The sequence below is a fragment of the Arthrobacter sp. 35W genome (assembly GCF_000482545.1).
Classification (GTDB): domain Bacteria; phylum Actinomycetota; class Actinomycetes; order Actinomycetales; family Micrococcaceae; genus Specibacter.
Genome location: NZ_KI519455.1, coordinates 1,200,483 through 1,227,105, shown reverse-complemented (window position 1 = coordinate 1,227,105; position 26,623 = coordinate 1,200,483). Strand labels below are relative to the sequence as shown.

The following is a 26,623-nucleotide window of genomic DNA, read 5'->3' as shown; positions in this document are numbered from 1 at the left end:
CGGAACCCCGAACAGCGGCCTCGTTATTTAGATTTGACCAACCAAATCCAAATAGCGAGGCCGCTGTTGCTTGAAACTGTTGCGGTGGGAGCCGTCTAGAGCTGCTGGGAGCGCACCGCCAGTTCCAGCCTGATGTCGTCCCCGGCGGTGTCGACATCAGAGGCCGCAGACACCGGCGACGCGTCGGCGGAGCGGACTGGCACGGGCAGCGACAGGTGCTCGCGCAGCGTGCTCCCGCCATATTCGGTCGGGTAGATCCCGCGCTCCTGCAGCTCGGGCACCAGGTGGTTCACAATGTCATCCAGCCCGCTCGGAACCAGCCAGGGCGAGATGTTGAAGCCGTCGACGGCGCCGGCGCGGGCATAGTCCCCCAGCCTGTCAGCAATCTCCGCGTAGGATCCGGTGAACGTGGCGTCCACCCGGCTGGTCTTGGCGGAGACAAATTGACGGATGGACAGCCCCTTGTCCTTCGCCTCGGCGCGCCACTGGTCCGCGAGCTGGCGCGCCTTGGCGCCGTGGAAGCCGCTCCCCCGGGTTTCGGAGGTCTCCTCCACCACCGGGTCGATCTCCGGCAGCGGACCATCGGGGTCGTAACTGGACAGCTCCCGGCCCCAGAACTGCTCGAGATACGCGATGGCCTGGCGCGGGCCAATCTGCAGGCTCCGCACCCACTCTTTCTTCTCCAGGGCTTCTGCCGCGGTGGCCGCCAGAATGAACTCGCTGGCCGGCATGATCTGCACGTCGTTGGCGCCGCGGCCCGCCTTCAGCGTGCGGGCCACGATGTCCCGGCGGAAGTCCAGTGCGGCGTCGAACTTGGCATGGGCGGAGAAGATGACATCGGCCTGGCGGGCCGCAAAGTCGCGCCCCTCCGAGGAGTCGCCGGCTTGGAACAGCACCGGGCGGTGCTGGGCGCTGCGCGGCAGCCGCGGAACATAGTCCACGCTGTAGTGCTGGCCCTCGTGGCGCACCCTCCGGATGGAATCCGGCGCCGCCCAACCGGGCGCGGCTGTGGAACCCGCAATGGCGCCGTCGTCCCAGGCGTCCCAGATCCGCTTGGCCGTCTCGACGAAGGCCTCCGCATGGCGGTAGCGGTCCGCGTGGTCCAGATAGCCGCCTCGGCGGAAGTTGGCACCCGTCCAGGCGTTGTCGGTGGTGACCACATTCCACGCCGCACGGCCGCCGGAGAGCAGGTCAAGCGAGGACAGCCGGTGGGCCAGATCAGCGGGATCGTTGTAGGTGGTGTTCTGCGTGGCCACCAGGCCGATCTTGGTGGTGACGGCGGCCAAGGCTGCCAGCATGGTCTGCGCGTCGGGGCGCCCGGCCACGTCCAGGGCGTGGGGGCGGCCCAGGTGTTCGCGCAGCCGCAGCCCCTCCCCGAGGAAGAACGCGGCGAAGAGGCCGCGCTCGGCCGTTTGGGCCAGCCGGCGGAACGATTCAAAGTCCGTCTGCGAGCCGGCCTCGGGCGCCTTCCAGATGGTGCCAGAGTTCACGCCCTGGAAGAAGACGCCGAATTGCAGCTGCCCGCTGGGCCGGAAGCCGGACCCGATCTCGGTGTTTTCACTCATTGCGCTCTCCTTCTTCTCGTTCGGCTGTGTAGCGGTTGGCGGGGCGGCCCAGCCCCAGCAGATCGCGGAAGGTGCCATCCACCAGGGTGGGCGCCAGGGTGCCGCGCCTCCGCAGGGCCGGCAGCACCAGCCGGGACAGTTCCTCAACGTCCACATCCACGACGGCGGGGTGGAGGCGCACGCCGTCGGCCGCGGCGAGCACCTCGGCCAGCAGCTCCACCAAGCCCTCGGCGGAGCCCACATACCGGGCCCGCGGGTTGTGCCAGGGCGTGTGCGCATCCAGCGCCGCCACGCGGTCCGCGGCGCTTTGTCCGCGGGCGTCCAGCACGACGTCCAGCTCGGCGATGATCGCCGGGGCGGGCCCGGCACCATCAAGGCGTCCGCGCAGTTCCGCCACTTCAGTGGCCAGCAGTTCCGTCGACGGCGCGGAGACCAGCACGGCGTCGGCCGCCGAGGGGTCCGGGAGCTGGGCAAACAGCTCCGCGGGGACCAGCACGGGCAGCTGGCCCTGCAACGGGCGCGGAATGATCGCCGGGCCCTTGACCGAGTAGCCCGCGCCGGGGAAACCCTCGGCTGGGAAGAACTTCTCGGTGTCAAAGTCCGCATAGTGCAGCTGGTCAACGTCCAGATACCTGCCGCTGGCGACGTCGCGGACCACCGCGCCGTCCTCCCAGCTGTCCCACAGCCGGCGGCCCACCTCGATCGATGCCGCGGCCTCGCCGGCCAGACCGTCGCCGGCGACGGCGGTGCGCCCGACCGCGGCCCCCTCGGCGGCGGTGCCGGAGGCGGACACCAGCCAGCCGGCCCGGCCGCCGGACACGTAGTCCAGGCTGGCCAACTGGGTGGCCACGTGGAAGGGCTCCGTGAAGACGGTGTCCACCTGGGGCACCAGGACGATGGAGCGGGTCAGTGGGGAGGCAAAAGCCGCCCGCTGCACGGCGTCCAGACGGCCGGCAGCACCGACCCCCGGCCGGGAAAGCTGGGCATCAACAGGGCCATCGGCGAAGGTCGCCGCGTGGAACCCTGCCGACTCCGCAGCCAGAACCGTGGCACGGATCCGGTCTCCGCTGAGCAGAGCGGCCGGCGCGTGGGCGGCAGCGCGCCAGGCGGCCGGATGCGCGCCGTCGCCGTCGAGCTCCAGCGCCAGGAACCCCTGGCGGGCAGTCGTGTTCGTGGCGGCGCTCATGAGGTGGCCCGTCGTTCAAAGGGGATCTGCTCGCCGGCCTCGATGGCCACCGGCAGCCGGTTCTGAGCCGGAGGCAGCGGGCAGGTGGCCAGGTCCGTGTAGGCGCAGGGCAGGTTCACCGCACGGTTGAAGTCCACCTCCACCGTGCCGTCGTCCGCGGGGGCGGCAAGGGTCAGGGAGCGGTTGGCGGCGTAGGTGGTCTTGCCGGAGGTCGCATCCGTAAACAGCACGGTGAGCGTGCCGGGCACGTGGCCGTTGAAGGCCGTCAGGGCCAGATCCTGGCCAGCCAGCCGGAAGCGGACCTCGCCCGGTGCCTCGTAGACATGCGAAATCCCCTCGACAGCGGCGCCCACCGTGGTGGCGCGCGGCGTCGGGAACGGCACAAAGGTGCCGGACACCGCATAGTCCGGGTTCGGCGCGTAGGCGGGGGTGCCGCGGTAGCCGCGCAGCAGCGCATTCTCCGGATGGCGCGGCCGCAGCAGGTAGGCTCCCCCGCGCTTGGCCAGTTCCAGCACGGCAGCCCCGAAGTCCAGGTTGATGCCCCCGCGCTCGGCGATGGGGCCGAAGGTGAGCGTGGCGCCGTCGCCGCCGGGGTTCAGCTCCCGTCCGTCAAGGACCAGGCTTTCGCCCGGGGCCAGGACCAGCCGGACGACGTCGCCGTCCACACGCCAGTGCCCGGGGGCACCCTCCAGCGCGGCGGCCCCGGCCGCCAGCCAGTGCAGGTGGGTTACGGCCAGGAAGCCGTGCGGTGCGCTGAGGTGCGCTTCGTGGCCGGCGTGCCATTGCGCCCAGTCTGCGGCAAACCCTTCGTCAGTGAGTGTTGGCGAGGACATGGTTTCTCCTGTGGTTGGCGTGGTCGATGCTGGTGCGGGCGGCGGCGTCGGGCACCACCGCGCCGGCGAAGTCTGGACGGCCGGCATAGGGGTCCCTGGCCTCCCAGAGCGTGGTGGGGGCGGCTGCGCGGACGGCCGGGACCACTTCGGCGGCGAAGCGCTCGAGGATCTCCAGCTGCTGCTCGAAGGGAAGCGTGGTGGGCAGCGAGATGGACTGGAGGTCGTGGCCGTAGAGCTTGTGGTAGGCCAGGATTTTCTCCACCACATCCTCCGGGCTGCCCACGAGCGCGGGTCCCTCGGCCACGGCGTGGTCGATGTCCCGGAAGGGCGAATTGTTGCCGGGGACGTTCCGGCCATAGGTCAGCGCCTCGTAGACAGGCCCGTACTGGCGCTTGGCCTCGGCCGTGCTGTCGGCGAGGAACACGCCGCCGGCACCGCTGCCGGAACCGAGGTACTGGTGGCGGGGGTCGTGGCCGTGGCGGGCGTACTCGCTGCGGTAGTGGTCGATGAGGACCTTGTAGTTCTCCCGCGGCTGGATGGCATTGGCCGTAAAGAGCGGGTCCCCCCATTGCGCCGCGAGCGCCGCAGAGGCCAGCGAGGTGGCAGAGCCGTGCCAGACGCGCGGCGCACCGGCGAAGGGGCGCGGCGTGGTGGTGGTCGGCTCGGCCAGTGCGGAGCGGAAACGGCCGGACCAGGTGATGTTCTCCTCCCGCCACAGCCGGCGCAGGAGGGCGTACTTCTCGGCCAGCAGCTCCCACTGGTTCTCCAGCGACAGGCCGAACAACGGGTACTGGAGCACCTCATTGCCCTTGCCGACCACCAGTTCCAACCGGCCCCGGCTGAGCTGGTCAATGGTGGCGTAGTCCTCGGCCACCCGCACCGGATCCAGCACGGAGAGGACCGTGACGCCGCTCTGCAGGCGGATGGTGCTGGTCACGGCGGCGATGGCGGCCAGCACCGTGGTGGGTGAGGAGGAGATGAATTCGCCGGCATGGCGTTCACCGACGGAAAAGCTGTCGTAGCCAAGCTCTTCGGCCCGCCGGGCCGTCTCCACCACCTGGTTGAGGCGATCCGCCGTGGAGATGATTTTCCCGGTGATGGGGTTCTTCAGATGCGGAATGATGTCCAGGACTTGGAACTTCATTTTGCGGCCCCGGCATAGTTGTCCAGGGTGACGGTGGTTGCGGTGGGGACCGCCTCGTCGGCCAGGCCCCAGCGCGCAAGCACTTTGGCATAGGAGCCGTCCTTGATGGCGGAGTTGAGCGCATCGGTGATGACCGGTGCCAGACCGTTGCCCTTGAGTGTGGTGGCTGCCACCAGCGTTTCGTTGGGCCAGCCGGCGTTGACCTTGCCCACCACCTTCAGATCGTCCCGGGTGTTGGCCAGGTAGACGGCGGACGGGTACGGGGCCAGGTTCAGATCGGTCCGGCCGGACGCCAGCGCAAGGATGGTGTCGGCCTCGGCGGAGTAGTACTGCAGGACGGCGGGCGCCTTGCCCTTGTCTTCAAGTTCCTTGTTCCAGGCCAGCAGGATCTTCTCCTGGTTGGTGCCCGATCCCACGGAAATCTTCAGCCCCGAGATGTCAGCCGAGCCCTTGATGTCAAAGGTGGAATCCTTCTTGGCCTCGAAGCCCATGAAGGCGGCCCGGTAGCTGGCAAAGTCGAAGAGCTTCACGCGGTCCTTGTTGATGCCGACATTGGAGAACACGGCCTCGAAATCGCCGGACTGCGTCTTCAGCGGCCAGTTCTCCCAGGACGTGACCTGCACATCCAGGGCCAGCCCCAGTTTGTCGGCCACCAATTGGGCAATGTCCACCTCGGAGCCGATCGGCGTCTTGTTGTCCGTCGCGTAGTAGGACAGCGGCACGGAGCCTGCCGTGGTGCCCACGGTGAGCTTGCCGTCCTTGGCGATGCTGGCCGGCACGGCAGCGGCGAGGGCGGCGTCCTTCTGGGCGTGGATGCGGTCCTGCTCCGGGGAGCTGTTGTAGACGACGCCGTTGCGCGCCGCCGTCGTCTCCTGCTGGGTGGACGCCTGGGCGCCGGGGTCGGAGCAGCCGGTCAGCGCGGCGGCACCGGCGAGGACGACGGCGGCCAGGGCGGCCGTGGCGCGCAGGCGCGGGAAGGGCTGGTTCATGGCTGGTTCCTTAGATGTTGAAAGCGGGTTCGATGATTTTGGAGAAGAAGCTGCGGGTGCGTTCTTCCCGGGGGTTGCTGAAGATCTCTGCGGGGGTGCCCGCCTCCACGATCCGGCCGTCGTCCATGAACACCACGGTGTCCGCGACGTCGCGGGCGAATCCCATTTCGTGGGTGACGATGATCAGGGTGGTGCCGGAGGTGGCCAGCTCCCGGATGACATCGAGCACCTCGTTGACCAGCTCCGGGTCCAGCGCGGAGGTGGGCTCGTCAAAGAGCAGGATCTTCGGGTCCAGGGCCAGCGCGCGGGCAATGGCCACACGCTGCTGCTGGCCGCCGGAGAGCTGGCGCGGATAGGCACCGGCCCGGTCCTTGAGGCCCACGCGGTCCAAGAGCTCCAGCCCACGACGACGCGCCTCGGCCTTGGACTTCCCCTGGGCCACCACGGGCGCCTCGATGACGTTTTCCAGCGCCGTCAGGTGCGGAAACAGGTTGAAGTTCTGGAACACCATGCCGATTTCGGTGCGCTGGCGCAGAATCTCCTTGGCTGGCAGTTCATGGAGCGTGCGCCCGCGCACCCGGTACCCCACCAGGGCACCGTCGATGGTGATGTAGCCGCCGTCGACCTTTTCCAGATGGTTGATGGTGCGCAGCAGCGTGGACTTTCCGGAGCCGGAGGGCCCCACGATCACGGCGACGCCACCCGGGGGCACCGTCAGGGAGACGCCCTTGAGCACTTCGACGGCGCCGTAGCTCTTGCGTACGCCGGTGATCTCGACCAGCCCGCGGGTGGCTGCTGCGCTGGTGGCGGTGCTCATCGGGTGCTCCTGGGGGTGGCGTGGAGGGCGAAGTATTTGCGCGCCTTCTGCAGCGGCGTCAGCGGCAGGGTGCGCACGGCGCCCTTGGCGTAGTGCCGCTCGATGTAGTACTGGAAAACGCTCAGCACGGAGGTGATCACCACGTACCAGAGAGTGGCCACCAGCAGCAGCGGCAGGACCTGCTGGGTGCGGTTGTAGATGACCTGGATGGTGTAGAAAAGCTCCGAATAGGCCAGCACGTAGACGATGGACGTCCCCTTGACCAGCCCGATGATCTCGTTGAAGGCCGTGGGCAGGATGGACCTCATGGCCTGCGGCAGGACAATCCGCGTGGACCGCCGCCAGGCCGGGATGCCCAGTGCTGCGGCGGCCTCGAGCTGGCCCTGGTCCACGGAGAGGATGCCGCCACGGATGATCTCCGCCGAGTACGCGGCCTGGTTCAACGTCAGGCCCAGCACGGCAGCGGCAAACTGGCTGATCAGGGTGGTGGTCTGCACTTCAAAGAAGCGGACGTCCGTGAAGGGGATGCCGAGGCTGATCTTCTCGTACAGGTAGCCCAGGTTGTACCAAAGCAGCATCTGCACCAGCAGCGGGGTGGAGCGGAAGATCCACGAGAACGTCCACGACACGGAGACCAGCAGCGGGGAGGCAGACAGGCGCATGAGGGCCAGCACAAAGCCGAGCACAAAGCCCAGTGAGCCGGCGATCACCGTCAGCTTCAGCGTTTCGCCCAGGCCCCGGATCACGGATTCCGCGGTGAACCACTGCGCCACCACGCCCCATTCCCACCGGGGGTTCGTGGCCAGCGACCACGCCACGGCGGCGACGCCGAGGGCCACGACTGCCGTGCCCACCCAGCGCCAGGGATGCTTGGCCGCCACCAGCTTGTAGCCGGAGTAGTCGGCCACCGTGGCCGCCTGCCCTGTGCCGTCCGACGACGGCGGGAGGGCGGGCGGCGCTGTGGCCGGCGGTGCCGCCGGGGACTCGTGGCCGCCGGACGCGGTGGCCTCCGGTGGTGATGCCGGTTGATCCACCTGGGTTGCTGCTGAACTCATGTGCCACCTCGCTTCTTCCATGCGGTGTTGGGGTTGGATGGCTGCCAATCTAGGCGCCGCCGCAGCACTGGAACAAGGTGGTTTGTTGCACTGCGTCACGGCCGTTCTCCCGGCGTCACATGTCGATTCTTTGCATTGATTTACCCGCCGTGACGCGTGGTGAACGGTCATGACCTGGACGTCGCAGCGGCCCGTGGAGGCGCCCTAGCATGGGACCTTTCCGACACCGAGGCACCCCGCCACAGGGGCACCCCGGCAGCACACCAGGCAAGGAGACGCCATGCCAGCGCACGCACCGTCCATCGTGTTCATCGGCGGCGGCCCCCGCACGGCCGGACTGCTCGAACGCCTCGGCACCAACCGCCCGGAGCTCTTCGATGGACCGCTGCACATCCATGTGGTGGAGCCCCACGAGCCCGGGTCCGGGCGGATCTGGCGCTTCGACCAGGACGGCGGACTGATGCTCAATTCGACGGCGGGCGACGTCACCATGTTCAGCGACTCCTCGGTGCAGTGCAGCGGGCCCACCGCCGAAGGGCCCACCCTGGCGGCGTGGGCCGCGGGTGTGGCGGACGGCAGCATTGTGGACATTCCGGCGTTGCCGCCGGTGCTGCTGGAGCAGGCGCGCGCCCTTACCCCGGAGTCTTTTCCCACCCGCCAGCTGCACAGCCAGTACCTGGAGTGGTTCTTCCGCCGGGCCGTTGCCGGGCTCGGCCCGGCCGCCACCGTCACGGTCCACCGGGACACCGCCGTCGACATCGCCCCGCTGGGCGCTTCCAGCACCTCCGGCCCGTCCGGCAGCCGGCATCTTGTCCTGCTGGCCGGCGGCGCAACGCTGGCCGCCGACGCCGTCGTCCTTGCCCTGGGCCACACCGATGCCCTGCCCGGTGATGCCTCGGCCTCCTTGTCCACCTTCGCCGCCCGGCACGGCGGCTTCCACGCCGCGCCCAGCTACACCACCGACGTCGACTACACCCCGCTGGCCCCCGGGACTGACGTGATCATCTCCGGCATGGGGCTGGCCTTTGTGGATCTGGTGGTGCTGTTGATGGAGGGCCGTGGCGGCCGCTTTGCCGAGAACGGCGACGGCAGCCTGCGGTACCTTCCCTCGGGGGCCGAACCGCATCTGTGGGCCGGCTCGCGGCGCGGCGTCCCCTACCATTCCAAGGTCACCGCCACGCTGCGCGGGGCCACCGGCACGCCCCTGTTCCTTACCGAAGCGGCGGTCGCAGAACTGCTGGAGGGCACCGGCGAGCTTGATTTCCGCACGCAGCTGTGGCCCCTGATCGCCAAGGACGTCGGCTACGCCTACTACCGGGAGCTGTCCACCGGAAGCCCCGGGCGGACGACCCTGCCCTGGGCGGAATTCTCCGACCAGCTCGCGGCGGTGGACTGGTACAGCCAGGCCCGCCGGGATCTGGTGGCCGCGGCCGTCCCCGATCCAGCCCTGTGGCTGGACTTTGAGGAGCTGGACCAGCCGCTGGCTGGCCTATTGTTCCGGGACCACGCGGAGGTGCAGGCCGCCGTGGCCGGGCACATTGAACGGGACCTCGCCCTGCGGACCGGCGGCGAGGATCCCCAGACGCTGGCCCTGTTCCTGGCGCTGCTGTGGGCCTACATGGATCTGGGGTCCCTGGTTCCGGCCGAACGGCTCAACACCGCCTCCCGTGCCGCCCTCCACGGCTGGTGGCACGGCTTCTTCAGCTTTGTCGATTCCGGCCCTCCCCCGCACCGGCTCCGCCAACTGCTGGCCATCCACCGTGCCGGGCTGCTGGACTTCCTCGGCCCCGGCCTGCGGGTGGAGACCGATGAGGACACCGGCGAGTTTGTGGCATCTTCGGCAGCCGCCGGGCCAGGGGTGCGGGCCAGGGCCTTCATCGAGGCCAGGCTGCCCGAGCCCACCGTAGCCCGCTCGGCCAATCCACTGCTGCGCGCCCTGCACCGGCGCGGCCTGGGCAGCGAGCAGCAGCATGCCTCAGCTGACGGCCCGGTGTCGACCGGCCGCCTGCTGGTTTCGGATTCCCACCAGCTTGTAGGGTCTGGCGGAACGGCTCACGCCACGGTGTTTGCCATCGGCCCGGGCACCTCGGGCTGGGGTTCGGGGGCCTTCGCCCGGCCGGGCACCAATGCGGCGCCGTTCCGCGAGAATGATGCGCTGTCCCGGCAGCTGCTGCGTGCGGCGGCGGCCACCGCATCAGCCACAACCGCGGCTGCCGCATCATCCGGGCGGCTCGAAGCCACGGCACGGCCCGTGCTGTCGGTGCTGGAACTTCCACTGGATGATCCCCGGGTGCAGCCGCTGCTGGACGAACTGGCCGTCGAGTACGACACCCGGTACGGCGATTTCTTTGGCCCGGGCTCGGCGGAGGAGGAGTTGAAACGCTACCCCGCCCACGAGTTCACCGCCCCGCATGGAGCGCTGCTGATTCTGCAGGAGAACGGCCAGTCCGTGGCGGGCGGGGCGTTCCGCCGCTACGGCAGCGGAACGGCCGAGTTCAAAAGGATCTGGACGCATTCGGCGCACCGGCGCCGCGGCCTGGCCCGCCGGGTTCTGGCGGAACTGGAGGCCACGGCGTCGGCCCGCGGCTACAGCAGCGTGTTCCTGACCACCGGACCGCGCCAGCCCGAGGCCAAGCACCTGTACCTGTCCACGGGCTACGAGCCCCAGTTCGACGTCGGAGCGGACCCCGAGACGTTGAAATTCCTCGCGTTTACCAAGACCCTCGCCCCGGTGGTCGAGGACACTGTCGTCGCACCGGGTTTCGGCTCCGCAAGCTCCGCTCAACCAACGGACTCGCTGGTCGAGCTCGTCGAGACCCGCTGACCCCGGCGGCGCATCCAGCCAGGACGCAGTTTCCCGTCCATGACGCGTCCAAGACTGCGTCCGGAAAGGGAAACTGCGTCGCCGGCCGAGGGAGCGGCTGGGACCGGGGTCAGCCTTGGCGGGCCTTCATCCTGGGGTTGTTCTTGTTGATGACGAAGGTGCGTCCGCGGCGGCGGACGATCTGGGCGCCCGGAATCTTCTTCAGGGCCCGCAGTGAGTTTCGGACTTTCATGGTGTGCTCCTTGATGGGGTTTCGGTGGGTTGGTTGAGGTGGAAGGGGTTCGGCATGGTCTCTCCCGAGGCCATCTCGGAGTCAGTCAGCTGGCAGGCCCGCAACAGCCCGGCTATCTCGGCGGCGTCGACGTCGTCTCCGGTGATGGCCAGAACCGTTCCACGGTCGCCATACTGGGGGTGCCAGTCCAGTGCCGCGTCCGGACCGGCCACTGGATCAACGGTGGGCAGTGTCGTTCTGTCTGCCTGCCAGGGTCCGGTGTTCTCCAGCCAAAGGCGGGGCCCGATGCCCTGCAGGGCGACCCTGCAGTTGGGCGCCGATGCCACCCAAAGCCGGCCCCGCAGCCAGCAGCAGCCCGCGGCGATGCTGGCCAGCGCTTCGTGGAAGCGGCCCGGATGCAGGGGGCGCTCGATCCGCTGGAGCACCGTGCTGAACGGCGACGACGACGCTGCCGGGATCCGCACGGAGCCCAGCAATGTCCTGGCGGTTGCCTCGCCGGGATGGTGCCGCCCAAGGGTGATGTTCCCCTCGGCTTCTGCAACCACGGCATGCGGCGCGAGCTCACGCAGAAGCTGAACGCCACGGGCCCGTGCGGCAGCGTCGACAGGCACAAGGGCAGGGTCGGCCAGCAGGATGCTGTCGCAAAAGGACAGCTCCCCGATGAGGAATTCGCCTGGCGTGCGCTCATCCTCGGGGATGGGAGTGAATCCCGATTCGAACAGGGAGTGGTGGTCCCAGATGTGGTCCTCGACGGCGTCCGGGGCGCAGGCCAGGACGGCGGCATCGATGGTGATGGCGGACCCAAGGCCGCGGCGCAGGGCCTGCACGGCCGCCGATGACGCCACGGCCGGAGGCAGGCCCACGATGATCCGGTGTCCCGATTCGATGAGCCGTTCCACGGTGGGAACCACGTCGAGGCGCACAGTGCAGCTGAGGCATCCGTGCTCAAGCCGTGTTTCATTGCGTTCGACGAGCCGGCCGTTATGGAAAATGCGCCGGACGACGAGAGAGTTTTCCAGAAGATCATGGAAAACCACGACGGCGCCGGGCGACTGGGCTGCCAGTTCGGCGCAGGACTGCTGGCGGCTGAAAACTTCCAGGGAGCTGACAACGGTAACGTGCATAGTCGTTATCTTACATGAGAATCATTCTCATGTAAGCATGGGGTGGCCGGGGCAGGCCCTGGCCCGGGCGGAGGCAATGTCCGTAAAACCAGACCAGGGCTCTGGCCACCCAGCCGCCGCCGGCTGTACAGTCTCCCGTGTCAGCCCTTCGGGCCGGGATTTCCGGTCCAGTCTCGGAAGGAGTGCCCGTGCCGTTGCCAGCGATAGACAAACTCGGACACTCAATGCCCGGCGGCCAGAGAACCGGACAGGACCGCGGCCAGTGGAGAAGGCCGGCCACAGGATTGCTCATTGGTCTCGCCGTCGTGGCCGTGCTGTTCGTGGTTCGATGGCTTTCACCCCAGGGCTCGGCCGGGGCCGGGCTTCCCAATGCTGCACGCGACTTCGCCACATTGTCGATCAGCGTTGTCATAGAGTCGCTGCCCTTTGTTTTCCTGGGCATCGTGCTCTCGATCGCCGTGCAGATCTGGCTGCCGGAGGGGTTGCTGCTGCGCCGGCTGCCGCGGAACGCCATGCTGCGCCGAATGGTCCTCTCGATGCTGGGCATGCTGCTGCCGGTGTGCGAATGCGGCAACGTTCCGCTGGCCCGCGGCCTCATGGTCAAGGGCCTCACCGTGGCGGAATCAATGACGTTCTTGTTCGCAGCCCCGATTCTGAACCCCATCACCATCATCACCACCCAGCAGGCCTTTGGCTGGGACAACAACATTCTTGCCGCGCGCATCGTGGGTGGTTTTGCCATCGCAAATCTGGTGGGCTGGATCTACAGCCGGCATCCGCGCCCCGACGAGCTGCTGACGCCCCGGTTCCAGGCAGCCTGCGCCGTGGCCGACCACCATGATGGGCGGCGGGGCCGGGCCGCACGCAGCGTGCGGATGTTCGTCCAAGAGACCTCGGCGATGATGCCGGCGCTGTTCATTGGCGCCGCACTGGCCGGGCTCATCCAGGTGGCCGTATCCAGGGAAGTACTTCTCGCCCTGGGCAGCGACCCTGTCTGGTCCGTGCTGGCCCTGATGCTGCTGGCTTTTGTTGTGGCGATCTGTTCAAACGTGGATGCCTTCTTCATCCTCTCCTTCGGTGCCACGTTCATGCCAGGGGCCATCGTGGCGTTCCTGGTGTTTGGACCGATGATCGATGTGAAAATGCTCGCCCTGCTGCGGACCACGTTCACCGCCAAGGCCCTGCTCCAGGTGAGTCTGTTGGTGGCGTTGTCCGCCGCCGTGCTCGGATTGGCGGTCAACTATGTCAGCTAGGGTCCTCGTGCGCCGCTGGCAGGGGGTGGTCCTGAGCCTCATCGGCATCGTGGCCACGCTGTGGCTGGGTCTGACGGGGCAGCTGGCGCTGTACATCCACCCCCGGTACTTCGTCTTCAGTGTGGTCATGACGGTGATTGCCGCGGTGCTGGTCCTGGCCGCCTTCGCCCTGGGCTCCGCCAAAGTGGATGACCATGAGCATGACCACGCGGACACCGGTGCTGGCGCCGGCCGGTGGCGCTGGCTATGGCCCGCCGGAAGCATCGTGACCATCACCGCAGCGGTCGTAGGCCTGCTGGTACTGCCGCCGTCGACCCTCACTACCGCAACCGTCAGCCAGCGCGACCTCAACGGCTCCGCCGCCACACTCACCCAGCTCGAGATCGGCAAGCTCTCGGGTGGGGACTACTCCGCCTTCACCGTGAGGGACTGGGCCTCGCTGCTCCGCTCGGGCGCAGACCTGGACTTCTTTGCCGGCAAGACGGCCACCGTCACCGGGTTTGTCACGTCGGACAAGAATGATCCGGCCAATGTGTTCTTCGTGGCGCGCTTTGTCGTGACCTGCTGCGCCGTCGACGCCCAGCCGATCGGCGTGCCCGTCTACCATCCGGGCTGGCAGGACGAGTTCGCAACGGACAGCTGGGTGACCGCCACCAGCACCTTCCAGGCCAACCCCGATGCCGCCAGCCGCGTGCCGATAGTCCTCATCCCCGATGCCATCACGCCCACCGAACAACCGGCGCAGCCCTATGTCTACTAGGACCGCCGCCCAGCCGGCCGCCAGGCCCGGGCCCAAGAAGCCAGCCAAGCAGTCAGCCAAACAGGCGGCAGCGGCACTTCGGGCCAACCGCAGGTTCACCCGTTCGCTCTACGGCAGCTTCGCCGTCTTGACCTTGTTGGCCGGCGCCCTGGCCGCAGGAAACGTGGCGCGGCTGCCGCAGCCCACCGCCGTTTCAACGCTGGCGTCTGCCCCCGGAACGAGCTATGCCCTCTACGCCCTGGAACGGCGGACGGGCCTGGACGGGTCGGGCCAAAAGGAGCCCGACGCGATCCTGGGCGCCAACCCTGCGGGCGGCGGAGCCGGCACCGTGGTTCTCACCGCGCCGCGGATCCAGGAGTACGCGGTCCTGCCCTCGGCCCTGGCCATTGCCACGCTCAACGACGACGCCTCGAGCTCCCTGGAGATTGTCCCGCTCGACGGCGGCGCCCCGCGTCTGGTCCCGCTCCCTACCTCCGGGGCAGTTGAGAAACTGCACGCATCCGCGTCCGGGGACCTGATCGGCTTCACCTTTTCCAGCTCCCTGGCCACTGGACAGTACTGGAAGACACTCTTCGTGGTCGACGTCAAAGACCCGGCCGCCACACCCAAACCGGTCGAGGGGATCAATGGCCCGGTCTCAGCGGCGGACTGGACCTTTGTCCCGGTCTCCACCTCGCTGGTGGCGCAGACGGATGACCAGTCCATGTTCGTTCTTGACCCCACAAGCCCGGGAAAAGTGGACCCGCTGGGTTCGCACGGCGGCATCCTCGGCTTTGTCCCCGGCACGGGGGACCTCGTCGTCTCGGACCGGGGGCTGAAGGTTGGCGTAGACCCGGCCCGGTACTCCACAATCAATCTGGCCACCGGCATTGCCACACCCCTCGACATCACGGTCAACGCCGGGCTTGAGACCAACCCCGACGGAACGTCAACGTCCACCGTGGGCCAGCCGCTCCTGGTGGATGGAGGCGGCGGGTACGCGCAGGTGGCAAGTACCTCCAGCGCGGGGCGGGAAAGTTCCGTGGTCAATCGCGTGGACGGCAACAGCCCCCGCCTGCTGTTCCGGCCGGATCGGGCCTGGTCTCGGATCCTTGCCGTCTGCCTCGACCCTTCGGGAGGCTACCTCGCCATCGAGACCAGTGCGCCGCTCTATGTCGGCGACAAGTATCCGAACCGGGCCGCACCCACCCCCATGAGAACCGCCGTCGTCGACGCGAAGACCGGGGCCCTGGTGGGCACCGTGCCCGGCTTCCTCCCCAGCTGGTGCGGCTAAACCCGCTGGTCGGGCTTGTCGAGACCCGGTAACCCCGAGGGCCGAGCAGGGCCCACGCCCGCAGGGTCCCCCGGCTGAGCGCAGCGAGGTTAGGGTGCGGGTGGGGAGCGAGACCCGGCGGCCGACGACGGCGCCCGGGGACGCTATCAGCCCGCCGGATTTCAGCTCCGCAAGCTCCGCTCAATCACCGCGGTTCGCTGGTCGGGCGAAGCCGGGGCCTCCCGCGTACGGTAGCGCATCCATTCAGGACGCAGTTTCCCGCCCATGACGCGTCCACGACTACGTCCTCAGCGGGAATCCGCGTCGGCGCTGGTCGGGAACACTATCAGCCCGCCGGATTTCGGCTCCGCAAGCTCCGCCCAATCACCGGGTGGCCCCGGCGGTCGAGCTGGGCCCACGCCCGCAGGGTCCCCTGGCCGAGCGCCCGAGGTTAGGGTGCGGGTGGGGAGCGAGACCCGGCTCGGGTACCGCCCTTAGAGAGCCGGGCGGGCGGCGGCGGTGATGTCCATGGCCACCAGCGGCCCCGGCAGCGCCGCGCCCAGCACGGTGCGCACCGGGTAGGGCTGCGGGAAGCGGCGGGCGTAGACCTCGTTCACGGCGGCGAAGTTCGCGGCAAAGTCCTCCACGATCACCGTCACCTTCACGACGTCGCGCAGGCTGAGCCCGACGGCGGCCAGTCCGGCCTCGAGGTTGTCCACCACGGCCTCGGTCTGGGCCGTGATGCCCTCGGGCACGACGCCGGTGGCCGGGTCCATCGGGCCGATGCCCGAGGAGTAGACCATGCCGTTGACCTCGGCCAGGTGGCTGTAGGCCCCGTACGGGCGCCCCAGCTCGGGCACGATGCTAAATGAGGCAGCAGTCATCAGCGCACCGCCAGCTGGCCGGGGATGGAGGCCAGCAGCTCGCGGGTGTAGTCCTGCTGCGGGTTGTTCAGCACCTCGGCGGCGGTTCCGGCCTCGATCACCTTGCCGAAGCGCATCACCACGATCTCGTCGGAGACCTGGCGGATCACGCCGAGGTCGTGGGAGATGAAGAGGTAGCTCAGGTTGAACTGCGCCTGCAGATCCACCAACAGCTGCAGGATCTGCTCCTGCACCGAGACGTCCAGCGCGGACACCGGCTCGTCCAGCACGATCATCTCCGGGCCCAGGGCCAGGGCGCGGGCGATGGCCACACGCTGGCGCTGTCCGCCGGAGAGCTGGCCCGGGCGGCGGTTGGCCAGTCCCGGGGAGAGCTGCACGCAGTCCAGCAGTTCGCGCGCGGCGGCTGCCTGTCCGGCGCGATTGCCGATCTTGAAGGCGCGCAGCGGCTCGGTGATGATTTTCTCGATGGACATCCGCGGGTCCAGGGAGCCGAACGGGTTTTGGTAGACCACCTGGATCCTGCGCCGGAGCTGGCGCAGCTTCTCGCCCTTGAGCGTGGTAATGTCCTCGCCGTCGAAGTGCACGGTGCCGGAGTCGGCCTCGGCAATCCGGGCGGCGATCCGCGCCGTCGTCGTCTTGCCCGAACCGGACTCGCCCACAATGGACACCGTCTTGCCGCGGGGCACGGAGAAGGAGACATTGCCGACGGCGGTCAGCGTGGTGGCCGGGGCTCCAGGCGTCCGCAGAGCAAACGTCTTGACCAGATCCTTCGCCTCAAGAATGGGGCCCTGCTGCGGGGAGGTCGGGCGCTCGGCGAACAGGCTGCTTCCGGAGACCTTGCCCGTGGTCACGCGCGGACCCAGCCGCTGGCTGTTCAGACCCGGGGCCGCTGCCACCAGGCGCTGCGTGTACTCGTGCGTGGGGTTGGCGAGCACCTCGCGGGCGATGCCCTGCTCCACGATGCGCCCGGCCTGCATGACGACGATGCGGTCGGCACGGTCGGCAGCCACGGCCAGATCGTGCGTGACCAGCAGGACGGCGGTGTTGCGCTCCTTGGCGAGGCGCTCCATGCGGTCCAGCACCTGGGCCTGGACCGTGACATCCAGGGCGCTGGTGGGCTCGTCGGCGATGACCAGCTCCGGGTTGCAGGCCCAGGCCATGCCGATGAGCACGCGCTGGCGCTGTCCACCGGAGAGCTGGTGCGGGTACTGCTGGGCGCGGGCGCCCGGATCCGGGATGCCCACCTCGGCGAGGATCTCGACGGCGCGGGCGGCAGCCGCCGTCGTGCTCAGCTTCTGGTGCAGGCGCAGCGGCTCGGCAATCTGCTCACCGATCTTCATCAGCGGGTTCAGCGAGTTGGACGGGTCCTGCGGCACAAAGCCGATCCGGGCGCCGCGGACGGAGCGCAGAAAGCGTTCGCCGGCGCTGGCCAGGTCCGTGCCGTCAAACTCGATGCGGCCGCCCGTGATGCGCCCACCCGTGGACAGGCGGCGGATCAGCGAGGCGGAGATGGTGCTCTTGCCGGAGCCGGATTCGCCCACAATGGCGACGATTCCGCCGCGGGGGACGGAGAAGCTGACTCCGCGCACGGCGTGGAAGGTCTCCCCGCCGGTGACATAGTCGATGTGCAGGTCGGTGACGCTCAGCAGCGTGCCGGACGGTTCGGGTGAGGGGGTCTGGCTCACTTGGATGCTCCTAGCTGGTGGGCAATGCGGTTCACGGACAGCACCACGGCAACGATCACGGCACCGGGCAGTACGCTCAGCCACATGGAGGTGGCCACGAATTCACGGCCTGCCGCCACCAGCGAGCCCCATTCGGGGGCCGGCGGCTGCGGGCCGAAGCCCAGGAAGCTCAGTGCGGAGACGGACAGGATGGCCGTGCCCAGTTCCAGGGCGGCCATGGAGATGACCGGGCGGGCGGCGTTGGGCAGCACGTGGGTCACCAGGACGGTGCCGCGGCGTACACCGAGTGCGCCGGCGGCCTCCACGTACTCCTCGTTGCGCACGCGCAGCACCTGGGAGCGCATCACGCGGGCAAAGGCGCCGGCGGCACCCAGACCCACACCGATGGCCACGGACCACGGGCCGAAGCCCAGCGTGGCCACAACGATCAGGGCCAGCAGGATGCCGGGGACGGCGATGAGCACGTCAACCACACGCATGATCACGAAGTCCACCACCCCGCCAATGGCGCCGGCGAGAAGGCCGACGGCGGCGCCCACCAGGACGCCGATCACCACGGCCAGGGCGGCGGCGGCCACGGAGAGCCGTGCGCCGTAGATGACACGGGAGTAGAGGTCGCGGCCCAGGTGGTCGGTGCCAAACCAGTGCTGTGCACTCGGTCCGAGCAGCTTCTGGGTGGCCACGCCCTCCAGCGGGTTCTGCGTGGCGAGCAGCCCGGGGGCAGCCACGGCCAGCAGGGCCAGGAGCAGGATCAGGGATGCCAGCAGCAGCCCGGGTTTCTTCAGCGCGCTCATGCTGAGGTCCTTTCGGCGGAGGCGTCGTCGGACGCAACAAGGCTGTCGGCTGCAGCGGGAGTGGACGTCGTCGTCGGGCTCTTCGGGCTGGAACCCTTGGCGCGGCCCAGCGAGGGGCGGGTGCGGGGGTCGATCAGGCCGTAGAGGACGTCCACCACCAGGTTCACCAGCGAGTAGACGACAGCTACGACGATCACCACACCGGTGATGACGTTGACGTCGCGGGCCAGCACGGCGTTGACAGTCATGCGCCCAATGCCATCGCGGGAGAAGACGGTCTCGACGACGGCGGTGCCACCGGCCAGGTAGCCGATCTGCAGGCCCAGAATGGTGATGGAGGCCAGCATCGAGTTGCGCAGCACGTGCCGGGTGAAGATGGCGCGCGGGGACAGGCCCTTGGCGACGGCGGTGAAGACGTAGGCGCCGCCGGCAGCCTCAAAGACGGCCGCGGAGAACACCTGGAAGAAGATGGCACCCACGGGCAGGGCCAGAGTGATGGAGGGCAGCCACACGCTCAGCGGGCTGCGCGTACCGGAGGACGGGAACCAGCCCAGACCGAAGGAGAACACGCCGATCAGCACCAGACCGGTCAGGAAGGCCGGGATGGCCACGCCGAGCGGCGGGATCTGCAGCAGGGTCTGGCGCACCCAGGTGGAGCGGGTGATGAACGCCAGGTAGGTGACGAGCACAGCCAGGGCGATGCCCATCACCAATGCCAACACGGCGATGGAGGCGCTGTGCGGGATCACGCGGGCAATCATGGTGGAGACCTGCTGGCCGGTGGAGATGGAGACGCCCAGATCCCCGCTCAGCACGCCGCCGAGGTGGCGGAAGTACTGCTCGAAGAGGGAGCCGTCCAGGCCGTACTGGGCCCGCAGCTTCTCCAAGGCCGCCGGATCCGTGGTGGTGGCGTCACCGCCCTTGAGGGACAGTGCCGCCAGCACCGGATCGCCGGGCAGGAAATGGATCAGCAGGAACGTCAACGTGTACGTTGCCCAGATCACGAAGACGAACTGCAGCACTTTGGGTGCCACAAATATCAAGGCTGACCGCGCCCGGTTGGCGAGCGACGCTCCTGCTGATTCCATGTCTTGTCCTTAGAGAAGTTGCGTGGCGGGGAGGCGCCAGTTACTTGTTGGCAGCCATGTCGAAGAGGTTGACGCGCGAGGCGGAGTCAAACTCAATGCCGGTGACCTTGGCGGAGGAGGCGTGCAGCTGCACGGTCTCCAGCGTCGGGATCACATAGGCCTGGTCGATGGTGCGCTTCTGGATCTTGGCGACAATCTCCTGGCGCTTGGCGGTGTCGGCCGTGGAGGCCTGGGCGGCCAGCAGCTCTTCGAGCTCGCGGTCGGCGACGACGGCCCAGGCAGCCTTGGACTTGGCGGAGAGGGCCACGCGAAGTACATCGGGGTCCGTACGGGTCAGTGCGGCACCAAGGAACTCGTAGTCCTTCTTGGCCACGGCACCGAAGAAGTCACCGGCGGTGACCATCTTCAGCTGCAGGTCCACGCCGATCTTCTTCAGCTGCATCTGGGCGGCCTCGAGCACGTCCTGGGCGTAGAAGGCGGTGACGGTGACGGTCAGCTTCTGGCCATCCTTGGCGTAGAAGCCATCCGAGCCCATGGCCCAGCCGGCGGATTCCAGCTTGGCCTTGGCGCCGTCGGCGTTGAATTTCATCGCGTCGGCCTGGCTCACGTAGCCGCTGGTGGTGGAGGTCAGGGCGCTGGTGGGAGCCTTGCCGCTGGCGGAGCCCGCCAGGGTGTTGATCTCGTTGCGGTCCAGGCCCATCATGATGGCCTGGCGCACGTTGGTGTCGGCAAGCACGCCGGCGCTGGTGTTGGCCACCAGGGAGTTCGGGATGCCCGGGTTGGCGGCCGCGTAGAGGTGGTATTCCCCAGCGGTGAAACGGGACTCGTCCGCGTAGGGCAGGTCCTGGATGACGTCGAACTCTCCGGAGGCCAGGCCGCCGGTGCGCACGCTGTTCTCGAGAATGATCGGGAAGGAGACGTGGGCCGTCAGGGCCTCGCCGGTGTGTTCGCGCAGCTCGGAGCCCCAGTTGTAGCCGGCACGCTTGGAGATCTCCACGGAGTCGTTCTTCGTGTAGGAATCCAGCACGAACGGGCCGGAGCCGACGACGGTCTGGCAGCGGGCCTCGGCCGTGGCAGCCGTCGTCGCCAGGGACAGCATGCCCAGCGTGGTGGTGGAGGAGCCCTGCAGGAACTGGGCGTTCGGAGCGGAGAAGTTCACCGTGAAGGAGGAGGCGTCGGCGACATCGGTGCCGGTGTAGCCGGCCAGCAGCTGCGAGGCCAGGGAGGCCTTGGCGCCAAGGGCGAACAGGGCGTCCAGGTTGGCCTTGGCGACGTCGGCCGTCATGGCGGTGCCATCGGAGAAGGTCACGCCGTCGCGCAGGGTGAAGGTGAACTTGGTGAGGTCCGCGTTGGGCTCCCACTTCGTGGCCAGCCACGGCTTCAGCTCGCCGGTGGCCGGGTCCTGGTCCAGCAGCGAATCGGTCAGCTGGCGGCTGACGTTCAGCGCCGTCGTCAGCGTGACCTGCTGGGGATCCATGCAGCCCGGATCCTCCTTAAGGGCGAAAACGACGTTCTCGGCCGGAGTGCCCGTGGCGGCGGTCTCGCCGGTGGAGCAGGAGGCCAGCGCGCCGCCGGCCAGGAGCGCGGCCAGGGCGGTGGCCCCGATGCGCAGAGTGCGGTTCTTCAAAAAGCTCACTGTGGTTCCTTGCAGGTGGTGATTTGAACGGGGTGGGGGAATACTTTAGACCGGCAGGGAGCCGGCAATGACGCGGCCGCGGGAGACGACGGCGGCAATGTTTTCGGTGCGCAGGTCGCCAATGTTTTCCCACGGGCGGCCCTTGATCACGATGAAGTCGGCGCCGAAGCCGGCCTTCAGCTGGCCCACGGTCTCGCCAAGTCCGACGACGTCGGCCGCGTCGGAGGTGGCGGCAACGAGGGCGCGGTCGGGGGTCCACTCGAACATCGAGGCCATCAGGCGGACCTCTTCCATCTGGTCGCCGAAGGCCACCATGAAGCCATTGGCGTCGGTGCCCAGCACGAAGCGGACGCCGGCGGCGCCGGCGCCGTCGAAGTTGCGGTTGCGCTCCTCGACCACGGCCTGGGCCTTTTCCTGGGCCTCGGCGGAGATCTTGATGCGGCCGTCGGCAATGGCGTCGTTGATCAGCAGCGTGGGGGCCACGGCGATGTTGCGCTCCACCAGCGTGGGCCAGTGGCGGGCAACGATGCCCGTGCCGTGCTCGAGCGAATCCGCACCGTGCGCCAGGGCGATGTCCACACCCTCGCTGGAGTGCGTGTGGGCGGCCACGGGCATGCCCAGGGCGTGGGCCTCATCCACCGTGGTGGCGATTTCCTCGTTGGTCTGGTTGCGCCAGCCCACCTTGTCGCCCATGGAGAGCACGCCGCCGCTGGTGTAGATCTTCACGCCGTGCGCGCCCTGGCGGGCCCACTGGCGCACCAGCTTGCGGCACTCGTCCGGGCTGTCGGCCACGGGCTCGCGGTGCGGGTAGTGCGGGGGGATGAACAGGTCGCCGTGCCCGGCGGTCATGCCCACCTGGCCGTGGACCAGCACGCGCGGGCCCTCAAGAACGCCGGCCTCGAAGGCCCGGCTGACGGCCAGCTGGTGCTTGTCGCCAGCCAGATCGCGCAGCGTGGTAACGCCGTTGCGGGCAGCCTTCTGGGCGTTGGCGGCAATGTGGAGTGCGCGCTCCTCGCCCGGGGTGATCAGCGGCCAGGAGATCCAGTCAACAGAGCCCTCGCCGGCGTAGCCGCCCAGGTGCACGTGGGTGTCCACCAGGCCCGGGATGATGCTGTATTCGGCCTTGGCGCCCTCGGCGTCGGCGGGCCCTTCGGCCACCTCCACGATGGTGCCGTTCGCCCAGCTGATGGAACCGGCGCCGCGGGTGGTGGTGCCGTCCCAGAGGGCGATGCCGTCCAGCCGCTGCAGAGGCGTTTCCTGGCTCATTTTGTCCTATCCTTGGCCGCAGCAGTCGGTTGCCGTGCGGCCGGTTGAATCCGGTGTTTCTTGCTATCGTGGAGCTGTTGTGCGGCGTGTTCTAGGACACAATCCACGTCCTACCCTCTAAGGCAAAGGATTGCCTCAGAGGGGGAAATCCTAGGGCCCGGGCGGGCATTGGCGAGTCCGCCGTGTGAGCAAACTCTCGTCCGCGAAACGCCACTTGTGATGCCGCTCACGAGGGGGCCACTTAAGCTGAAAACGCCAACGGCCCGTGGCTCGTTGGCGCCCTGCATGTGATCCTCATCCCGGCCGAACGTAACCCAAGTCTCGGCCGTTTCTCATTAGACCGTGGCACCGTATACCAGTCAAATCCGTCCGCGATGCGGCACGCACCGCCCCACCGGCGTGTCGGTTACCCCTGATGACTCCCGGGACACACCATTGCACCCGCGACGCCCTTCCCCGCCCAGGACATGACTACTACTGCATCGTGAACGGGAAACTGCGTCGCCGGCAGCGGAAGAATGCCCGGCCCACGGTTGTCCCTTCGTGTCGCACCGCCCCGATAGCCTGTCAGGGGTCTTTTCCCCGTTTCCGATGGCCGCACCCGCTGCGGCCGCACCGCCCGTTATTGCTGTTGGAGTTTGATTTGCCGCGTTTCGCCCTGCCCACCCGTTCCGCCAAGCGCCTGTTGGCCGCCCCCATCGTGGCAGCACTGCTGTTCACCGCCACGGCCTGCGGCGCTCCCGGGTGGGCGCCGGCCCAGACGGTGGTGCCGGAATCCGCCGTCGCGCCCATGTCCCCGGAGGCGACCGCCGCGGCACGCCAGCAGCTGGCCGGGCTGGCCATCAAGGGCCGCGCCCCCAAGACCGGCTACAGCCGCGAGGAGTTCGGCCCGGCCTGGACCGACGTCGACCACAACGGCTGCGACACCCGCAACGACATCCTGGCCCGCGACCTCGCTACGCCGACTTTTAAGGAGGGCCGCAAGCAGTGCGTCGTCCTGACCGGCCGCCTGTCCGATCCGTACACCGCCACCACCATCGATTTCACCCGCGGGCAGGGCACCAGCACCGCCGTCCAGATCGACCACGTCGTCGCCCTCAGCGATGCCTGGCAGAAGGGCGCGCAGCAGCTAAGCGTTGAACAGCGCACCGCCCTGGCCAACGACCCCGCCAACCTGCTGGCCGTGGACGGCCCCACCAATTCCAGCAAGAGCGACGGCGACGCCGCCACCTGGCTCCCGCCGAACAAGGCCTACCGCTGCCAGTACGTCAGCCGCCAGATCACCGTAAAGTCCACCTACGGCCTCTGGGTCACCCAGGCCGAGCACGACGCCATGGACACGGTCCTCGCCACCTGCTGACAACTCCGCCGGCCGATCGGACCCGCCCCGCGCCCGGCCCAACTAGGTGACAGTTATGACACGTTCCGAGGCCTGGAACGTGTCATAACTGTCACCTAGTTGGGCGGGGGCGCGGCGTGCGGGGGTTGACGGGGACCTTCCCCTACAGTCGGAATCGGATCCCGGCTGCGGTTGGGACTTTGTCCGCGCCTGCCCGCCGTTGAAACCCGAGGTGCCACCGTGACCGATCTGCCTGCCAGCGCCTTGTTCATCACCGTGGCGGCAATCACCGGCCTTGTTGCCGGCCCGGCTGCCGATGCCGCCGCACGCCGGCTGCTGCCGCATCTCTATGAGGGATACGGCAGCAGCCAGACCCTGACGACGGCGGGACTGTCCGCAGCGGCGTTTGGGCTCTTGGCATGGCGGTTCGGCCCGGTATTGATCCTCCCTGCATTTCTATTCCTCTCTCTTGCCGGAATTGTCTTGTCTCGCATCGACCTGAAGCATCAATTGCTGCCCAATCGGATCATTATTCCCGCATTTGCAGCTGGATTGGCAATGTTGCTTATCGACGCATTGTTTAGTGGCCACTGGACAAACCTGTTGACCGGTTTTGTCGGAGCTGGATCGAGCTTTGTCTTCTACCTGATTCTGGCCGTCATATCGCCAAGGAGCCTGGGCATGGGTGACGTGAAGCTATCCGCACTACTTGGCCTGTACTTGGGATACCTCTCTCTGGGGTCCGCGTTGCTCGGCCTGCTGCTGGGGTTCATCGTGGGCGCCGTGGTCGGATTGGCCTTGATATCCCGCGGAAAAGCAGGGCTGAAGACCTCCGTGCCCTTCGGTCCTTCCATGTTCGCGGGGTGCATCGTGGCGGTGGCATTCGGGCCGGCGATCGGCTCCGCGATCGCGGGCGGGCTGTTCGCGTAGCCGGTACTTAGCAAGTACTCGGGCGGCTCCCAAGTACCCAGGTCCGCAAAGACGAGTGTTGGATTTCGTTGCTACGCCTTCGCCGGCACGAGTAAACATTGTTTATCGAAGTTCGGCAGCACCTAAATCTGGGGAATGCATCATGAATTTCGTGTCCTATCTCTGCTGAAGAAATGGAATACGACAATGAACACTTTTATGGTTTCCACTCTCGCTTTCATCGCCGGCGTCAAGAACCGCCTCACCAACGAGGAGAAGGGTGCCACCGCCGTTGAGTACGGCATCATGGTCACCCTGATCGCCGTCGTCATCATCGCCGCCGTCGCCCTCATCGGCACCAACCTGGACCACGCGTTCGACGCCGTCAACGTCGAGCTCGACAAGGTGGTCTAGCATCCCGCAAGCCACCCCTGGAGGCGGCTCCAGTTTCATCTGGAGCCGCCTCCATTGCTTTCCACCCGGGAGGGGAATGCAATGAAGCGCAATGGTTCCGAACGCGGTGCGGCAGCGGTTGAGTTTGCACTCCTGCTGCCAGTTCTGCTCCTGCTGGTGATAGGCATCATGGAGTTTGGCCGGGCCTACAACATCCAGATTTCGGCCAGCCAGGCGGCGCGCGAAGGAGCGCGCTATGCGGCGGTCCACTACATTGACACCGGCTTCACCGACGCCGTGGCTGAGAGCACCGGCCTGAAGGCCGCACCCACGCTGCCCAGCGGCACCACCGCCAAGGCCACCTACAAGACATCCACAAATGCCGCGGCCACGAAATGCGCGTCGGGCAACACGGTGACTGTCACGGTGGTGCACCAGTTGAAGTGGATGACCGGCTACCTGCCCCTCGATGGGCCCACGATCACAGGAGTGGCGGTAATGCAATGCGGCGGATAATGCGATTCACGAAAAAGCGCTCCAATACTGGCAGCGAGCGGGGAGCCGCCTCGGTGGTGGTGGCCCTGTTGATGGTGGCGCTGATCGGTTTCGCGGCCATCGCCGTGGATGTTGGCATGATGTACTCCGAGAAGGTGCAGCTTCAAAACGGCGCGGATTCCGCCGCCCTGGCCGTTGCCAACGAATGCGCCAAGGGCAACGGCAACTGCGGCAGCGGAGCCAGCAGCAGCACCATCCAACAGGCAACCGCCGGAAACATGGCGAACGCCAACGCCAACGACCACGCCGCCAACACCGCCAAGGTCACCTTCCCCACCGCCGACACCGTCAAGGTGAACGTTTCGAGCCGTGACAGTGCCGGCCACAATGCCATCACTCTCATGTTTGCCAGCATCTTCGGAGTGACCGAGACGGACATCCCCGCCACGGCGACGGCCAAGTGGGCTGCAAAGAAGACAAGCGTCGATTCAATCCCTTGGACCTTTGGAAAGTGCGTGCTTGACCAAAGGCTTTCCACAGCCCAGCGGGACGAACTGAAGAACACCGGAACCTTTACCGGAAGCCCGGACGCCACCCATGTACTGCTGCGCTCGGATACGAATGGAGCTCTTCCGGGCTGCACCGAAGCCCTCGGGTATCCCGATGGTGGATTTGGCTGGCTGGATCTAACGGTTGCAAAGACATGCAGCGCCACCATTAAGTTGGGGGTCGACGGCGCCGGCAGCGCCCCTGGGGGCTCCATTGACAACAGCTGCAAACCGCTTCTTGACGGAATGCTCAGCAAGCCTGTCTCTATCCCCGTCTTTTCCTCTTCCCTATCCGAAGGAGGCAAGAAGGGCGGGCAGAAGGCGACCTACACGATTTACGGATTCGCCCAGTTCCAGGTGACTGGATGGCGGTTCCCCTCAACATCGCATGCGGACACTTCCACCGCTGCGCCTACCTGCGGTCCTCCTTGCGAAGGATTCATCGGCTATTTCACAGGATTTACACGTCTTCAGGACGCATTTCAGGTCGGCACCGGCCCTGGCGGCCTCACCGTCCAACTCATCAAGTGAACTACAAGTGAACTAGGAGTC

General features: G+C 67.6%; 24 protein-coding genes and 1 pseudogene. 10 read left to right on the top strand and 15 right to left on the bottom strand.

The features are described from left to right. Positions 1 to 95: 95 nt before the first annotated feature. The 7 genes from K254_RS23955 to K254_RS0117630 are packed head-to-tail and all read right to left on the bottom strand — an operon-like array spanning position 96 to position 7,589. A complete protein-coding gene (locus K254_RS23955) occupies positions 96 to 1,565 on the bottom strand; it encodes an NtaA/DmoA family FMN-dependent monooxygenase (protein ID WP_081710222.1) in 1,470 nt (489 codons plus the stop codon). Further along, positions 1,558 to 2,751 (bottom strand): LLM class flavin-dependent oxidoreductase, encoded by a 1,194-nt coding sequence (locus K254_RS0117655; protein ID WP_026556479.1) that lies wholly within the window; start codon positions 2,749 to 2,751, stop codon positions 1,558 to 1,560. The genes K254_RS23955 and K254_RS0117655 overlap by 8 nt, the downstream gene beginning before the upstream one ends. Further along, entirely contained in the window at positions 2,748 to 3,584 is an 837-nt protein-coding gene (locus tag K254_RS0117650; protein WP_026556478.1) for a DUF1684 domain-containing protein, read from the bottom strand. The genes K254_RS0117655 and K254_RS0117650 overlap by 4 nt, the downstream gene beginning before the upstream one ends. Further along, positions 3,562 to 4,728, bottom strand: a complete 1,167-nt coding sequence (locus K254_RS0117645) for an LLM class flavin-dependent oxidoreductase (RefSeq protein WP_026556477.1) — start codon at positions 4,726 to 4,728, stop codon at positions 3,562 to 3,564. Before K254_RS0117645 ends, K254_RS0117650 begins: the two co-directional genes overlap by 23 nt. After that, complete coding sequence (locus K254_RS0117640; RefSeq protein WP_026556476.1) at positions 4,725 to 5,717, bottom strand: ABC transporter substrate-binding protein; 993 nt, start codon at positions 5,715 to 5,717, stop codon at positions 4,725 to 4,727. The genes K254_RS0117645 and K254_RS0117640 overlap by 4 nt, the downstream gene beginning before the upstream one ends. Positions 5,718 to 5,727: 10 nt before the next feature. After that, entirely contained in the window at positions 5,728 to 6,534 is an 807-nt protein-coding gene (locus K254_RS0117635) for an amino acid ABC transporter ATP-binding protein (RefSeq protein WP_026556475.1), read from the bottom strand. Continuing rightward, positions 6,531 to 7,589 carry an amino acid ABC transporter permease gene (locus K254_RS0117630; RefSeq protein WP_026556474.1) on the bottom strand — a complete coding sequence of 353 codons (1,059 nt, stop codon included), beginning with the start codon at positions 7,587 to 7,589 and terminating at the stop codon, positions 6,531 to 6,533. Before K254_RS0117630 ends, K254_RS0117635 begins: the two co-directional genes overlap by 4 nt. A 280-nt stretch (positions 7,590 to 7,869) precedes the next feature. Here K254_RS0117630 and K254_RS26405 point away from each other — a divergent pair. Both K254_RS26405 and K254_RS26250 read left to right on the top strand, forming a co-directional pair. Continuing rightward, positions 7,870 to 8,400: pseudogene (locus K254_RS26405) on the top strand (FAD/NAD(P)-binding protein); the annotation flags it as partial. A gap of 1,440 nt (positions 8,401 to 9,840) precedes the next feature. Continuing rightward, positions 9,841 to 10,413, top strand: a complete 573-nt coding sequence (locus tag K254_RS26250) for a GNAT family N-acetyltransferase (protein ID WP_231391955.1) — start codon at positions 9,841 to 9,843, stop codon at positions 10,411 to 10,413. A 109-nt stretch (positions 10,414 to 10,522) separates the two neighbouring features. Here the strand turns inward: K254_RS26250 and ykgO are convergent, their stop codons facing one another. After that, the gene (gene ykgO, locus K254_RS0117620; protein ID WP_011775528.1) at positions 10,523 to 10,645 is read right to left on the bottom strand and encodes a type B 50S ribosomal protein L36; all 123 of its coding nucleotides are present in this window, start codon (positions 10,643 to 10,645) and stop codon (positions 10,523 to 10,525) included. Next, a complete protein-coding gene (locus K254_RS0117615) occupies positions 10,642 to 11,769 on the bottom strand; it encodes a GTP-binding protein (protein ID WP_026556473.1) in 1,128 nt (375 codons plus the stop codon). Before K254_RS0117615 ends, ykgO begins: the two co-directional genes overlap by 4 nt. Positions 11,770 to 12,053: 284 nt before the next feature. Here K254_RS0117615 and K254_RS0117610 point away from each other — a divergent pair, with 284 nt between their 5' ends. Genes K254_RS0117610 through K254_RS0117600 form a run of 3 tightly spaced genes read left to right on the top strand, consistent with a single transcriptional unit; the run spans position 12,054 to position 15,055 of the window. Further along, complete coding sequence (locus tag K254_RS0117610; RefSeq protein ID WP_331271240.1) at positions 12,054 to 13,022, top strand: permease; 969 nt, start codon at positions 12,054 to 12,056, stop codon at positions 13,020 to 13,022. Next, on the top strand, positions 13,012 to 13,782 hold the full coding sequence (locus K254_RS0117605; RefSeq protein ID WP_035750297.1) for a TIGR03943 family putative permease subunit: 771 nt from the start codon (positions 13,012 to 13,014) through the stop codon (positions 13,780 to 13,782). Before K254_RS0117610 ends, K254_RS0117605 begins: the two co-directional genes overlap by 11 nt. Next, on the top strand, positions 13,772 to 15,055 hold the full coding sequence (locus tag K254_RS0117600; protein WP_155848615.1) for a hypothetical protein: 1,284 nt from the start codon (positions 13,772 to 13,774) through the stop codon (positions 15,053 to 15,055). The genes K254_RS0117605 and K254_RS0117600 overlap by 11 nt, the downstream gene beginning before the upstream one ends. 473 nt (positions 15,056 to 15,528) lie before the next feature. On the opposite strand, the gene K254_RS0117595 is transcribed toward K254_RS0117600, so the two are convergent. From K254_RS0117595 to K254_RS23935, 6 genes are read right to left on the bottom strand one after another with little or no spacing between them, the layout of a single operon-like run. Continuing rightward, the gene (locus K254_RS0117595) at positions 15,529 to 15,918 is read right to left on the bottom strand and encodes a RidA family protein (RefSeq protein WP_051389347.1); all 390 of its coding nucleotides are present in this window, start codon (positions 15,916 to 15,918) and stop codon (positions 15,529 to 15,531) included. Beyond that, positions 15,918 to 17,603, bottom strand: coding sequence for a dipeptide ABC transporter ATP-binding protein (locus K254_RS0117590; protein WP_026556468.1), 1,686 nt, complete (start codon positions 17,601 to 17,603; stop codon positions 15,918 to 15,920). The genes K254_RS0117595 and K254_RS0117590 overlap by 1 nt, the downstream gene beginning before the upstream one ends. Next, positions 17,600 to 18,397 carry an ABC transporter permease gene (locus K254_RS23945; RefSeq protein WP_035750296.1) on the bottom strand — a complete coding sequence of 266 codons (798 nt, stop codon included), beginning with the start codon at positions 18,395 to 18,397 and terminating at the stop codon, positions 17,600 to 17,602. The genes K254_RS0117590 and K254_RS23945 overlap by 4 nt, the downstream gene beginning before the upstream one ends. After that, a complete protein-coding gene (locus tag K254_RS23940) occupies positions 18,394 to 19,485 on the bottom strand; it encodes an ABC transporter permease (protein WP_051389346.1) in 1,092 nt (363 codons plus the stop codon). Before K254_RS23940 ends, K254_RS23945 begins: the two co-directional genes overlap by 4 nt. Before the next feature lie 40 nt (positions 19,486 to 19,525). Then, a complete protein-coding gene (locus tag K254_RS0117575) occupies positions 19,526 to 21,121 on the bottom strand; it encodes an ABC transporter substrate-binding protein (RefSeq protein WP_051389345.1) in 1,596 nt (531 codons plus the stop codon). 45 nt (positions 21,122 to 21,166) lie between these two features. Next, on the bottom strand, positions 21,167 to 22,387 hold the full coding sequence (locus K254_RS23935; protein WP_051389344.1) for a metal-dependent hydrolase family protein: 1,221 nt from the start codon (positions 22,385 to 22,387) through the stop codon (positions 21,167 to 21,169). A 643-nt stretch (positions 22,388 to 23,030) separates the two neighbouring features. On the opposite strand from K254_RS23935, the gene K254_RS0117565 reads away from it, so the two are divergent. The 5 genes from K254_RS0117565 (at position 23,031) to K254_RS23925 (ending at position 26,602) form a co-directional block, all read left to right on the top strand. Beyond that, positions 23,031 to 23,747, top strand: a complete 717-nt coding sequence (locus K254_RS0117565) for an HNH endonuclease family protein (protein ID WP_231391896.1) — start codon at positions 23,031 to 23,033, stop codon at positions 23,745 to 23,747. 219 nt (positions 23,748 to 23,966) lie between these two features. Continuing rightward, positions 23,967 to 24,656: a prepilin peptidase gene (locus K254_RS23930; protein WP_051389343.1), complete on the top strand. Its 690-nt coding sequence runs from the start codon at positions 23,967 to 23,969 to the stop codon at positions 24,654 to 24,656. A 186-nt stretch (positions 24,657 to 24,842) separates the two neighbouring features. Beyond that, on the top strand, positions 24,843 to 25,049 hold the full coding sequence (locus K254_RS0117555; RefSeq protein WP_026556465.1) for a Flp family type IVb pilin: 207 nt from the start codon (positions 24,843 to 24,845) through the stop codon (positions 25,047 to 25,049). An 81-nt stretch (positions 25,050 to 25,130) separates the two neighbouring features. After that, entirely contained in the window at positions 25,131 to 25,544 is a 414-nt protein-coding gene (locus tag K254_RS0117550) for a TadE/TadG family type IV pilus assembly protein (RefSeq protein WP_026556464.1), read from the top strand. Next, the gene (locus K254_RS23925; RefSeq protein ID WP_051389342.1) at positions 25,544 to 26,602 is read left to right on the top strand and encodes a Tad domain-containing protein; all 1,059 of its coding nucleotides are present in this window, start codon (positions 25,544 to 25,546) and stop codon (positions 26,600 to 26,602) included. The genes K254_RS0117550 and K254_RS23925 overlap by 1 nt, the downstream gene beginning before the upstream one ends. Positions 26,603 to 26,623 lie beyond the last annotated feature (21 nt).

Excerpts from the sequence above, each read along its gene's own strand:
- K254_RS23955 (WP_081710222.1), bottom strand. The coding sequence starts at position 1,565 with ATGAGTGAAAACACCGAGATCGGGTCCGGCTTCCGGCCCAGCGGGCAG.
- K254_RS0117655 (WP_026556479.1), bottom strand. The coding sequence starts at position 2,751 with ATGAGCGCCGCCACGAACACGACTGCCCGCCAGGGGTTCCTGGCGCTG.
- K254_RS0117650 (WP_026556478.1), bottom strand. The coding sequence starts at position 3,584 with ATGTCCTCGCCAACACTCACTGACGAAGGGTTTGCCGCAGACTGGGCG.
- K254_RS0117645 (WP_026556477.1), bottom strand. The coding sequence starts at position 4,728 with ATGAAGTTCCAAGTCCTGGACATCATTCCGCATCTGAAGAACCCCATC.
- K254_RS0117640 (WP_026556476.1), bottom strand. The coding sequence starts at position 5,717 with ATGAACCAGCCCTTCCCGCGCCTGCGCGCCACGGCCGCCCTGGCCGCC.
- K254_RS0117635 (WP_026556475.1), bottom strand. The coding sequence starts at position 6,534 with ATGAGCACCGCCACCAGCGCAGCAGCCACCCGCGGGCTGGTCGAGATC.
- K254_RS0117630 (WP_026556474.1), bottom strand. The coding sequence starts at position 7,589 with ATGAGTTCAGCAGCAACCCAGGTGGATCAACCGGCATCACCACCGGAG.
- ykgO (WP_011775528.1), bottom strand. The coding sequence starts at position 10,645 with ATGAAAGTCCGAAACTCACTGCGGGCCCTGAAGAAGATTCCGGGCGCC.
- K254_RS0117615 (WP_026556473.1), bottom strand. The coding sequence starts at position 11,769 with ATGCACGTTACCGTTGTCAGCTCCCTGGAAGTTTTCAGCCGCCAGCAG.
- K254_RS0117605 (WP_035750297.1), top strand. The coding sequence starts at position 13,012 with ATGTCAGCTAGGGTCCTCGTGCGCCGCTGGCAGGGGGTGGTCCTGAGC.
- K254_RS0117600 (WP_155848615.1), top strand. The coding sequence starts at position 13,772 with ATGTCTACTAGGACCGCCGCCCAGCCGGCCGCCAGGCCCGGGCCCAAG.
- K254_RS0117595 (WP_051389347.1), bottom strand. The coding sequence starts at position 15,918 with ATGACTGCTGCCTCATTTAGCATCGTGCCCGAGCTGGGGCGCCCGTAC.
- K254_RS23945 (WP_035750296.1), bottom strand. The coding sequence starts at position 18,397 with ATGAGCGCGCTGAAGAAACCCGGGCTGCTGCTGGCATCCCTGATCCTG.
- K254_RS23940 (WP_051389346.1), bottom strand. The coding sequence starts at position 19,485 with ATGGAATCAGCAGGAGCGTCGCTCGCCAACCGGGCGCGGTCAGCCTTG.
- K254_RS23935 (WP_051389344.1), bottom strand. The coding sequence starts at position 22,387 with ATGAGCCAGGAAACGCCTCTGCAGCGGCTGGACGGCATCGCCCTCTGG.
- K254_RS0117555 (WP_026556465.1), top strand. The coding sequence starts at position 24,843 with ATGAACACTTTTATGGTTTCCACTCTCGCTTTCATCGCCGGCGTCAAG.
- K254_RS0117550 (WP_026556464.1), top strand. The coding sequence starts at position 25,131 with ATGAAGCGCAATGGTTCCGAACGCGGTGCGGCAGCGGTTGAGTTTGCA.
- K254_RS23925 (WP_051389342.1), top strand. The coding sequence starts at position 25,544 with ATGCGATTCACGAAAAAGCGCTCCAATACTGGCAGCGAGCGGGGAGCC.